This is a genomic window from Rheinheimera sp., assembly GCF_030824435.1.
GTDB lineage: Bacteria > Pseudomonadota > Gammaproteobacteria > Enterobacterales > Alteromonadaceae > Pararheinheimera.
This window is the reverse complement of the sequence record NZ_JAVBXS010000050.1, coordinates 17,553-29,391: the sequence shown is the minus strand read 5'-3', so window position 1 is coordinate 29,391 and position 11,839 is coordinate 17,553. Positions and strand designations below refer to the sequence as shown.

The following is an 11,839-nucleotide window of genomic DNA, read 5'->3' as shown; positions in this document are numbered from 1 at the left end:
CGTTTTTAGTTTGTAGTCGCGCCCGGCAATCTCCAGCGTTAACTCACTGTATTCGGCCTGAATCATCAAAACGACTCCCGTTACGCCTGCGCTGAGGTTTGCGCTACCGGAATAGACACTTGCGGGAATAACGCCAGCAGCGCATCCAAACGGCTGGCAGCCTTTTGCGCCTGCTCTTCCGACTCCATCATGCCCAGTTGCAACAGCTCCAGCTCATCACGTTGAGTTTGCAGCTCTGCTTCTTTTTGCAACAGCGCCTGCTGCAATTGTTGGTTGTCTTGTACTAAACGCTGGATAGATTGCTCTAACTGACTGAATTGACTATTAAACATACAAATAAACCCACCTGAAAAAATGGCGCGCAGCATAACAGCAAGCCTTGCTGCTGTGCGGATTTTCCGGCAATTATTCTGTTATTTTTAACCCTTGGTTTGTGGCAGCTGCGGCGCTACACTCAGGCCACAGGCTGGCACAAAGGTAAAAACCTAAACCTGCAGCCACACCATCTCCCACAACAGCCGCCTTTGGGCGCAAGGAGTTACAGATGCAAAAAAACACCCTGTTGCCAATCTTATTGGCCACCTTAGTTGCCTTTAGTACCAGCCAGGTGCAGGCCGATCCTAAACATGGCAAAGGCAATAAAGGCAATCCGGCTGAACAAAAAGCGCAAAAAGGCGACAAAAAAGGCCAGAAATCTGCTCAGGCCGGTTACAGCAACGACACCGCCGTGCTGACAGGCGCCGCAGTGGCGGGTGCCGCTCTTGGTGGCGGCACTGTTGCGATAAACAGCCAGATTGGTGGTGTGAATGTGACTGCTGGTATCAGCTTTGGTCAGGCGCGCGAACTTGCGGTCAGCTACCAACAAACCGGTTATCAACAACTGCCGCCTGGCATCCGCAAAAACCTGGCCCGTGGTAAACCACTGCCACCCGGCATTGCGAAAAAACTGGGCCATTCACAAATGCTGAGCCAGTTGCCACAACATGAAGGTTACCAATGGCAGGTCTGTGGCAGCGACTTAGTGCTGGTCTCTATCGCCACTATGGTAGTGGCCGATATTCTGACGGATGTTTTCCGTTAATCTTTTGAGTGAATCAGCCGTTTTGCCATTTGCCACTAAATAACTGACACAAAAGTAAAAAACCACCTCGCGGTGGTTTTTTTATTTGCTGTAATACGGTTGTGGTTATGATGCTGTCGTTAGCGTGCTGCCGTTGCCGGATTGCAGTTATCGCGCAGTCGTTACCGGACTGCCGTTATCACTTAGCCGTTGTTACTTAGCCGTCAGCGCTTCAGCCCTGGTTGCCGCTTTACGCCGAAAACGACTGAGCAATAAATACACCACTGGCGTGCTATATAAGGTCAGCAGCTGACTGACCAACAAACCGCCGACAATAGTAATACCCAGCGGCTGGCGCAGTTCAGAACCCTCGCCCATACCCAGCAACAAAGGCACAGCGCCTAATACCGCAGCACAATTGGTCATTAAAATGGGTCTTAAGCGCTGCGTGGCCGCCTGCAAAATGGCTTGTTTAGGCGTTAAGCCCTGCCGTTCGGCCGCCAAAGCAAAATCAATCAGCAAAATGGCGTTTTTCATCACAATGCCAATCAGCAAAAACAGCCCAAGCAAAGCTATCAGGCTAAAAGCCGAGCCCGTGATATAAAGCGCCAGCAAAGCGCCAATACCAGCACAAGGCAAAGTCGAAATAATGGTCAGCGGCTGCACCACACTTTCATACAACACGCCAAGCACCAGATAGACCGTCAACACCACACCCACCATCAGCCAGAAATTGTCGCTGTTTTTAAACATGGCATTACGCTGATCTTCACCGTTGACCGTATGCACCACGGACGGGATCATTAATTTTGCCAACATGCGGTCTATCGCCGCAGCCGCCTGCTCTGCTGTCACCTCAGGCGCCAGGCCATAACCTATGCCCATAGACGCAAACTGACCATCGTGCCGCACCCTGTCACTCACCAGGCCATAGTCGTAACTGGCAATGGCACTGAGTGGCACCCTGCTGCCGTCTTTGGAAATCAACATCAGCTGCTTTAATACCTCCGGCTGTGCCGTATAACCCGGCGCCAGCTCCATCACCACCCGGTATTGGTTCATTTCGTCATAGAGTGTGGCTACCTGGCGCTGCGAGAAGGAGTTGTTCAGCATAGTGGCAACGGTGCGCATATCCACGCCAAGGCGCTGCGCCGCTTCGCGGTCAATATGCAATACCACCTGCTGCGCATCTTCACCGCCGGGCGAGTCTACATCCACCAATTCAGGCAATTCTTTCATGGCTTCAGCGGCTTTTTTGCCCCATTCGCGCAGTGGTTTTAATTCACCCGACAATAACAACAACTCGTAGTCACTGCTGTTCCAGGGTGAACTTAAACGAATGTCCTGCTCCACATTTAAAAACAACATAGCGCCAGGCACTTTGGGCGCGCTCAGCCGCACTCTGTTCACCACTTCCTGCGCCGAAACCCCCCGTTCACTGAGTGGTTTTAACCGCACCCGCATCCAGGAATTACTCAGGCCCATAGCACCACCACTGGCGCCAGTGACGTCGGCAACGGCCGGGTCTTTTAGCAGCAACTGGCGGAATTCTTCAATTTTTGGCTGCATTACCTGATATGAAAAACCATCGTCACCACGCACAAAACCACTGAGCTGGCCTGTGTCCTGAGCCGGCAACATACCACCCGGCAATTGGTTGTATAACCAGGCATTGGCACCAAATACCAGCAACATCAGCGTCAGTACTGACTTTTTATATTGCAGCACCCAGCCAAGGCTACGCTGATATTTGTGCGCAAAGTTCTGAAATAACGTTGTTTTTTCCGGTGCGGTTGGCGCTTTTGCCTGCTGTTTTTGCAATAACAACGCCGACAAACTGGGTGTTAAAGTTAACGAAATAAACAACGAAATCAGCATGGCACCGGCCAGCGTAATGGAGAATTCGCGAAACAGCCGCTCCACTAAACCGCCCATAAACAAAATGGATAAAAACACCACGATCAGCGCCGAGTTCATTGCCACCAAAGTAAAACCTACTTCGGCCGCACCTTTTTTCGCCGCCTCCAGCGGGCTTAAACCGGTTTCGATATGACGTTTAATGTTTTCCAGCACCACTATAGCGTCGTCCACCACTAAACCAGCGGCAACTATCAGCGCCATCACCGACAAATTATTCAGTGAAAAATCACACAGATACATCACCACAAAAGCGCCAATCAGCGACACAGGAATGGCCAGACTTGGGATCAACGCAGTGCGTAACTTGCCTAAAAACAACCACACCACCAGCACCACCAATAGCACCGACAGCAATAAACTAAATTGCGCTTCACTTAAAGTGGCGCGGATCACCGGCGATCTGTCCATCACCACCGCCAGCTCAGCGTCGGCCGGTACTAAGGCCTGCAACTGAGGTAAAGCGGCCTGAATGGCATCTATAGTGGCCACTATGTTGGCGCCGGTGCGACGGCTGATTTGTAAAATAACGGCGCTTTTTTCATTATGAAAACCAGCGCTATAACGGTTTTCAGTCGAGTCCGACACTGTTGCCACATCAGACAGGTAAATAGGCGCGCCATTGACATACTTCACCAGCAACTGCTGATAATCACTGGCGCGGCGCATCGTCTGGTTAGTGGCAAGTTGCCAACGTTGTTCGTTCTGCTCTACAAGGCCAACAGGCACTGTGGCGTTGGCGCTGGAAATCGCACTGCGCACCTCATCCAGCGCTATGCCAAAATGGCTCAGCATGGCCGGGTTCAGTTGCACCCGCACAGCTGGCAAAGAAGCGCCTGTTACTTCTACTTCACCTACCCCCTGAATTTGCAGCAGTTTTTGCGCAATGACAGTGGCAGCAGCGTCGTACAACACACTGGCGGCCAGATTGTCGGAGCTGAGCGCCAGCGCCATCACAGGTGCTTGTGATGGGTTAAATTTGCGATAAGAAGGATTGCCCGGCATACCGGACGGCAACTGGCCGCGCACCGCATTAATGGCGGCCTGCACATCACGGGCGGCTTCGTCGACGTTCCGGTCCAGTTCAAACTCCAGCCGCACCTGAGCAGAGCCCTGATTACTACTGGAGCTGATTTGCCGGATGCCGGCAATACTGCCAAGAGCCCGTTCCAGCGGCGTTGCTACTGTTGCCGCCATACTCTCAGGGCTGGCGCCAGGCAAACTGGCGCTGACCACTATCATTGGAAAATCGACCGCCGGCAGCGGCGACACCGGCAATAAGCGCCAGCACAACAGCCCTAGCAGCAAAATGGCGCTGGCAATCAGGCTACTCGCCACCGGCCTTTGAATAAAAGGCGCCGCCAGATTCATAAGCTCACCGCCTGATCGGCCGCTTCATGTTGGGCTTTGTTATTGCTGAAATAACGGTCAAACCATAAATACACCACGGGCGTGGTAAACAAGGTCAGCACCTGACTAACAATTAAACCACCGACCATCACCAAACCTAAAGGCTGGCGCAATTCAGCGCCTGAACCGCTGGCCAGTAATAAAGGCACAGCGCCAAAAAGTGCCGCCAGCGTGGTCATTAAAATAGGTCTGAAGCGCAATAATGCCGCCTGATAAATGGCTTCTCTTGGTGTTAACCCCTGATGACGCTGCGCTTCTAACGCAAAATCGACCATCATAATGCCGTTTTTCTTCACCAGACCAATCAGCAGCACTATGCCAATCACCGCTATTAAATCCAGTGGCTGGTTCATCACAAGCAGCGCCAATAAAGCGCCAACAGTGGCTGAAGGTAAGGTGGATAAAATAGTCACAGGGTGAATTAAACTTTCGTACAAAATACCCAGCACTATGTACATGGTCAGCACCGCCGCCAGCACCAGCCATAAAGTGTTGCTCAGTGATGCCCTAAAAGCTTCAGCAGCACCCTGAAAACTCAGTTCAATTTCCGCCGGCAATTGCAGCTGTTGTTGCACTTCTTCAATAGCGGCCACTGCTTCACCCAATGAATAACCTTCGGCCAGGTTAAAAGACAAAGTGACAGCCGGGAACTGGCCCTGATGGTTAATTAAAAGTTTGGCCGGACGTTGGCTGACTTTGGCAACAGCCGACAGCGGCACCGCAGCGCCTGAAGCTGTGGTCAGATAAAGTTTATCCAAAGCGCCTATGCCCTGCGCCTGAGCCGGATCCACTTCCAGAATGACGCGGTATTGGTTGGCCTGAGTAAACAAAGTACTGATTTGACGTTGGCTATAAGCACTTTGCAAAGCAGCACCCACCTGGCTAACGCTGATGCCAAGCCGCGCTGCCGCTGTGCGGTCAATGTCAATAAAAGCCTGCAAACCCTGTTGTTGTAAGTCGTGTGCCACTTCTGACAGTTCTGGCCTTGCCTGCAGCGCAGCCATCATATCCGGCAGCCACTGCGCCAGCACTTCACTGTCGGGAGTGGTTAAACTGAACTGATATTGGGTGCGGCTGATTTTGTCTTCAATACTCAGCTCCTGCACCGGCTGGAACCAACCTTTAATGCCACTGACACTAGTTGCTTGTTGCTCCAGCTCACGGATAATTTCAGTGGCGCTGCCGTCACGTTCATTGTGGGTTTTCAGGTTCAGCAAAATGCGGCCACTGTTAATGCTGCTATTGCTGCCATCGACGCCAATAAAAGAACTTAAACTGGCAACAGCCGGATGTTGCAACAAATTGGCCGCCAGTTGCTGTTGGCGCTCTGCCATAGCAGCAAAAGAAATATCCTGCGGTGCTTCGGTTACCACCTGAATAACCCCACTGTCCTGCACCGGAAAAAAGCCTTTAGGCACAGCCAGATAAAGCACAGCAGTTAATACAACAGTGCCGAGCATCGTCAGCATCGCCAGTTTCTGGTGCCTCAGCACCCACTGCAGCATCAGGCCATAACGGCGGATAACGCGTGACATCCAATCGGTTTCGTCATCGTGTTTTGGCAATTTAGTCAGTAACTTAGCGCAGAGCATTGGCGTTAAAGTGAGTGACACCACCAGCGAAATTAAAATCGCCACCGCCAGAGTCACGGCAAATTCAAAGAATAACCGCCCCACCACATCGGCCATAAATAACAATGGAATCAACACGGCAATCAGCGAAAAGGTTAAAGATATCAGTGTAAAACCAATTTCTTTGGCGCCTTTTAGTGCAGCTTCCATTGGGCTGGCGCCTTGTTCTCTGTGCCGCGCCACGTTTTCCAGCATCACTATAGCGTCGTCCACCACAAAACCTGTGGCTATGGTCAGCGCCATTAAGGTTAGGTTATTCACCGAAAAATCAAGCAGATACATCACAGCAAAGGTACCAACTAAACTCAGTGGCACCGCCAGGCTTGGAATAATAGTGGCCGGAATAGTACGTAAAAACACAAAGGTCACAGCCACCACCAGGGCTATGGCAAAAATCAGCTCCATTTGTACGTCATGCACCGAAGCGCGGATACTTTGGGTGCGGTCTGTGAGTACCTCCACTTTCACTGCGGCCGGCATAGTGGCTGTAAGCTGTGGCAACAGCTGTTGCACTCTGTCGGCCACTTCAATCACGTTGGCGCCTGGCTGGCGCTGAATATTCACCAGCACTGCGGCCTGTTGATTGGCCCATGCCGCTAAAAAGCGGTCTTCTGCGCCTTGTTCTACTGCGGCAACATCTTTTAGCCGGATAGGCGCACCGGCGCGCCAGGCTACGATTAACTCTTCATATTCTTTGGTGTCGCGGATTTGGTCGTTGGCGTCCAGCATAGTGGAGCGAAAGGGGCCGTCAAAACTGCCTTTGGGCTGATTGGTATTGGCGCCGGTTATCGCAGTGCGTAATTGCTCCAGGCTTAAATCCAAGGACGCCAGCGCAGCAGGATTGGCTTTCACCCGGATTGCCGGGCGCTGACCGCCAGCCAGACTGACCATACCAACTCCGGAAACCTGTGCCAGCTTTTGCGCCATCCGGGTATCGACTAAATCGTAAACCTGCGGCAAAGGCAAAGTGTCGGAGCTGACGGCTAAAGTCAGAATAGGTGCATCGGCCGGGTTTACTTTGCGATACACAGGCGGCGCCGGTAAATCACCCGGCAACAAAGAGCCTGCGGTATTCATTGCCGACTGCACTTCCTGCTCGGCCACGCCCATATCCACCACCAGCGCAAATTGCAAAGTGATAACAGAAGCGCCGTTGGAGCTTGCCGACGACATTTGTTTTAAACCGGGAATTTGGCCAAGCCGCCGCTCCAGAGGCGCGGTAATAGTACGAGCCACTATGTCGGCGCTGGCGCCTGGCTGAAAGGTAAATACCTGAATAATCGGGTAATCGACCTGCGGCAATGCCGCTACCGGCAATAAACGCCAGCTCAGCATGCCGGCAATCAGCAGCGCCAGCATCAATAACGAAGTGGCAACAGGCCGCAGAATAAAGGGCTTGGACATATTCATGGCTTAACCCTGTGCCGGCGTTTGTACAACTTCAACATCACGGCCTGGTCTTAACCTGTCCAGGCCTTCCAGGATCACCAAATCACCGGCCTTTAAACCCTCTTCCACCGCAATCAGGCCATTATCAACAGCACCCAGCTTTAACATTTTTAACTGGGCTTTGTTTTTAGCATCCACTGTGTAGACATAAGTGCCTTGTGAGCCATATTGCACAGCGTCTTGTGGAATAGTAACAGCGCCATTTTGCACCGCTACATTCAGCCTTACATTGACAAACTGGTTGGGAAACAACTCTTCGTTATTATTGGCAAATTGCGCTTTGAGTTTTAAGGTGCCGGTGGCGAGGTCAATCTGGTTATCCAGCGTGGTTAATACCCCAGCTGTTAACTGTTGTTGCTCTGCTCTGTCCCATGCTTCGACGGTTAACTCTTTTCCGGCCTGCACTGCGGCACGCACCGCCTGCAACTGAGTTTCCGGAATAGTAAATTGCACTGCAATAGGTGAACTTTGGGTGATAGTCACCAAACCTTCGGCGCTATTGGCCTGTACTAAATTGCCCGGATCGACTTTGCGTAAACCTAAACGGCCGCTGATCGGCGCTTTAATCTGGGTGTAGCCAAGTTCCAGCTGGGCGGCGTCAATTTGCGCCTGATTGCTTTTCAGTGTGCCTTTGAGTTGATTCACCAGCGCCTGCTGGGCGTTATATTGTTGTGCTGAAATAGAATTTTGTTGTTTTAACTTTTGATAAAGCGCGAGGTCTGCTTGTGCGTTTTCCAGCTGCGCCACATTTTGTTGTTGGGTGCCTTCGGCCTGTGCCAGTTTCACCTGATAAGGTGCCGGGTCAATTTGTGCCAGTAACTGCCCTGCCTGTACTTTTTCACCTTCGTTAAAAAATAGTTTTAACAAAGGACCACTAACCCGGCTTTGCAGCACCACAGAATTCAGCGGCATGACAGTACCAATAGCTTTAATTTGTACTTTTAAATCTGTGGTCTGGGCTGCAATCACCCGCACCGGCACTGGCGCATTCCATGGATTGGCAGCGCCACCCGGGCCACCACCGCCCGCTGGTCTGGCGCCTTTGGGCCTTTGGCCGCCCTGACCCGCTTTGGCGCCCGGACCTGCGGCGGCACTTTGCGGCGCGCCAATCTTTTCAGCCTGATCATCCTGTTGCCACCACCAAAAGCCGCCCCCCGCAACTATCAGGCTGAGCACTACAACAACGGCGGTTTTAGTTATTTTTGGCATTTAATAAAGTCCCTGCAAAGCAATAACAGCGGTCTTGTTACGCCCGGCTGATACGGCATTATTCGATATTAAAAATGGCAAAGCCCATATGATTCATTCAGGCTGCCAACTAAGGTGACCATTCTGCCGTGATGCCAGAGAATGGCCAATATAACGCGATTTTCTGCTATTTTTCGGCGACGTTCAGGGCTTGAGGCCCAAAGCGCTGGCAAAGACTGACGCTGTGATCAACTCACGCACCTCTGCTGGCAAAGCCAACAATTCAGTGCGGCTTAACCTGGCCAGATACAAACAATTGCTGATATCGGCTTTTTCTTCGTCACTGGCAATAAACTGATGTTGTGCCAGCAGCGGCTCTAACATCCTGTTGTCAAAACCCCAGAGGCATAACAGATGCACTGTGACTGCCACATCAGCCCGCACTTCAGCTGCTTCGCTGTTTTTAAGTTGTGGGTCATTCAGTTCAAAACCATTTTGCAGCAACAATAACTGACCAAAACAACTGAACATGGCGGCGATAAACACATGGTCTTGCTGGGCGCGGCGCAATTTAGCCGTTTTTGCCAGTTCACGGCACTGGTTGGCAAATTGCATCGCATTATCCAGCACCTTGTTATGTTCAGCCTGATCCAACGCCTGCAGCTGGCTTTTAAGCGACAACATCAGCACCAATGCATTGACCACCTGCAAACCCAGCCGGCTGATGGCAATATCCAAAGACAAAGTTTCGCTGACAAAACCCATATAAGGGGAGTTCACCAGCTGCATCAGCCTCGACACCACCACAGGGTCTTGTTCCAGCAAACGCGCCACCTGGCTGATTTCCACTTTAGGGTCCTGCAACTGCCGTTGTAGTTGTTCACTTAACCTGGGAAATACCGGGTAATGTAAAAACGACGACAACAGTCTTTTACTCAGCGCAGTTTGTGGCAACTGCTTCACTCTTTCTGCATTACGGAACAACTGCGTCAGATGATCAACATCGACTGAAGCGGCAATAAAACTATGAAAATGGTCCAGATGCGACAACACCACATCGTCGTGCTCCGGATTGGTCACTACCACCCGCAGCGCCAGCGGCGCCATAAAACACACCAGGCGTTTTTCTTCCAGCGCACTGGTTAACCCCTGAGCGTCAAAAAACAACAGATCAATAGCGTCGTTGTTACGCGGCGCTGTGGCAAAACTACCCACAGTTGGAAAAATCTTCAGCTGCCAACGTGGGTCGTTCAGCTCACAATATTTGCGCAAATAACTTAATAAAGCCGGATTCAGACTAACGGCAACAACCTGAAACATGGCGATGTCCCTACTTTTAACTGAAATGAATGTACCAGTTGAACCGGCACCACGAAAAACAATTTACATAACCTTTGCATTGGCCGCATCAGCCTTCACAAAGTTCCGTAATAGCCGGTATCAGCCCGGCAAACTCAAGCCTTTTTATCGCAAAAATGCGCATTTTTAACGAAGCAGCAGGATGCACGACCAAATACACCAAGCTGTCTGAGGCACTCAGCATCCAGCTTTAGGCAAACCACTTTAACCACAAGGCTGATAACAAGCAGGGCTGCGTGGACAATGATTACCACGGGCACAAATCAGCTGGGCTGGTTTTTCTAAACTACGGGCCACCCAGTTAATATTCAGAATATTGGCAACTGTACTTAAAGTGCCTTTTATCGCCTGCGGAATTTTTCCGGCACCGCCCTGGCTGTTGCACAAATATTTCAGCTCCTGCGCCATGGCATCAGCGTCCATACCCTGGGCATTAATAGCCGGATTTAAGTCGATACCGGCACAAAGCACATGGGCATTACCGGCCAAATCCTGCACTTTCACCGACTCACAACAATAAATCCGTGGTTGGCCCTGCACTTCCAGCAAGGACAACTGCGCCGAACTTCTTTCACCCTGCACATCAAACATGCGAAACACTGCCCAGTGCTGGCAGGGATCTTCCACTTTACGCATATTGCCCCATGGCAGCGGTATGCCATTGCCACGGTAAACAGCTTTCAGTTTACCCGGCGTGTAAGCATCAAAATAATGCCAGTGGCTATAAGGCGACACTGCCGTCATACGGCGCATGGCAACAGAAGCGGACACTCCGGCCAACTGGTGCGAGCTGATTTCATAACCGTTACGGTCCAGCAACTGACGAAACGGCAATTTAGGGCAAAGCAAAGCACCGGCAAAAAAACTCGATTCAAAGTCACGCCAGGCATGCAAAATATCCTGTGGTGCCACTAAACCTGAATCAGCGTCGACAGTTTCATAAGCGCCACCCACTGCCATACCGCTTTTTACACCGTCTTTATTGTGTAACACGGCATGACCAATATGCACCGCCAGCTCGTATTTCAGCCGGGTTGGATGGTTTTTTAAAATACGGTTTAAATGCAGGGTTTTGGGCGGTAAAAAATACGACGTTGACACGTTTTTACTAAAAACCCCCAGCTCATCCAGCACTTCTTTGGGTGCTTCATCAAACCAGCTAATGGCAAGCCCCAGCTGTTTTACAATGGCCAATAGCTCTTCGACACTGAGTGGCATGCGTTTTAAACCTACTTCTTCAGCAGCACGTTCAAGCTCTGGGAAATGGTTTTGGTGATGTTCCTGGTGGGCGCGGATCAGCAGCTGGGCAAACTGTTTGCCGCTGATACCGGTTTGCGACAACATTTCCGGTATGGCAATTTGCAAAATATCGTTGGAAAACAAAAAGCCAGGCTCCAGCGCCATACCACTGATGCCACCTCTGCTGCCTTTGGCCGGGGTGATATCCAGCTGCTGCTCTTCACCGTCTAAAAACCAGTCCAGTTCTTTTTGAAAAACTGCGGCTATCACGGTCAACATTTCGACACTGGGCACCCTTTTGCCACGCTCAATCATCGACAAATAGGACACTGAAGGTGCGTATTCGGCGTCGATGCGAATGCAGCGGGTGGATAAGTCTTCCATAGTTAAGTTATTGCGTTTCCTCAGGTTTCTTATTTTAGTCCCGAGGAAATGTGATTTGCGGATCAAGCTTTTTGGCGTTGTCATTTTGTAAAATTCACACTGTGAAGTTTTAATTGTCAAATTATGCACAAAAACAACATAGACTAGTTTCTAAGCAACAGCAATGACTGACTGCGAAACACCGCCCGCCACCCTACCGGGC

At 51.0% G+C, this 11,839-nt stretch carries 7 protein-coding genes; 1 reads left to right on the top strand and 6 read right to left on the bottom strand.

Features of this window, described 5'->3' with window-relative positions; genetic code table 11:
• Positions 1–80: 80 nt before the first annotated feature.
• Positions 81–332 carry a hypothetical protein gene (locus tag RCH83_RS11165; protein ID WP_306522018.1) on the bottom strand — a complete coding sequence of 84 codons (252 nt, stop codon included), beginning with the start codon at positions 330–332 and terminating at the stop codon, positions 81–83.
• A 212-nt stretch (positions 333–544) separates the two neighbouring features.
• Here RCH83_RS11165 and RCH83_RS11160 point away from each other — a divergent pair, with 212 nt between their 5' ends.
• On the top strand, positions 545–1,081 hold the full coding sequence (locus tag RCH83_RS11160; protein ID WP_306522016.1) for an anti-virulence regulator CigR family protein: 537 nt from the start codon (positions 545–547) through the stop codon (positions 1,079–1,081).
• A 192-nt stretch (positions 1,082–1,273) separates the two neighbouring features.
• On the opposite strand, the gene RCH83_RS11155 is transcribed toward RCH83_RS11160, so the two are convergent.
• From RCH83_RS11155 to RCH83_RS11135, 5 genes are all read right to left on the bottom strand, one after another.
• Positions 1,274–4,348 (bottom strand): efflux RND transporter permease subunit, encoded by a 3,075-nt coding sequence (locus RCH83_RS11155; protein WP_306522014.1) that lies wholly within the window; start codon positions 4,346–4,348, stop codon positions 1,274–1,276.
• Positions 4,345–7,428: a multidrug efflux RND transporter permease subunit gene (locus RCH83_RS11150; RefSeq protein ID WP_306522012.1), complete on the bottom strand. Its 3,084-nt coding sequence runs from the start codon at positions 7,426–7,428 to the stop codon at positions 4,345–4,347. Before RCH83_RS11150 ends, RCH83_RS11155 begins: the two co-directional genes overlap by 4 nt.
• Before the next feature lie 3 nt (positions 7,429–7,431).
• Positions 7,432–8,676, bottom strand: a complete 1,245-nt coding sequence (locus tag RCH83_RS11145; protein WP_306522010.1) for an efflux RND transporter periplasmic adaptor subunit — start codon at positions 8,674–8,676, stop codon at positions 7,432–7,434.
• A gap of 183 nt (positions 8,677–8,859) precedes the next feature.
• On the bottom strand, positions 8,860–9,975 hold the full coding sequence (locus tag RCH83_RS11140; RefSeq protein ID WP_306522008.1) for an HDOD domain-containing protein: 1,116 nt from the start codon (positions 9,973–9,975) through the stop codon (positions 8,860–8,862).
• Between the two features lie 243 nt (positions 9,976–10,218).
• Positions 10,219–11,721 (bottom strand): DUF3612 domain-containing protein, encoded by a 1,503-nt coding sequence (locus RCH83_RS11135; protein WP_306522006.1) that lies wholly within the window; start codon positions 11,719–11,721, stop codon positions 10,219–10,221.
• Positions 11,722–11,839 lie beyond the last annotated feature (118 nt).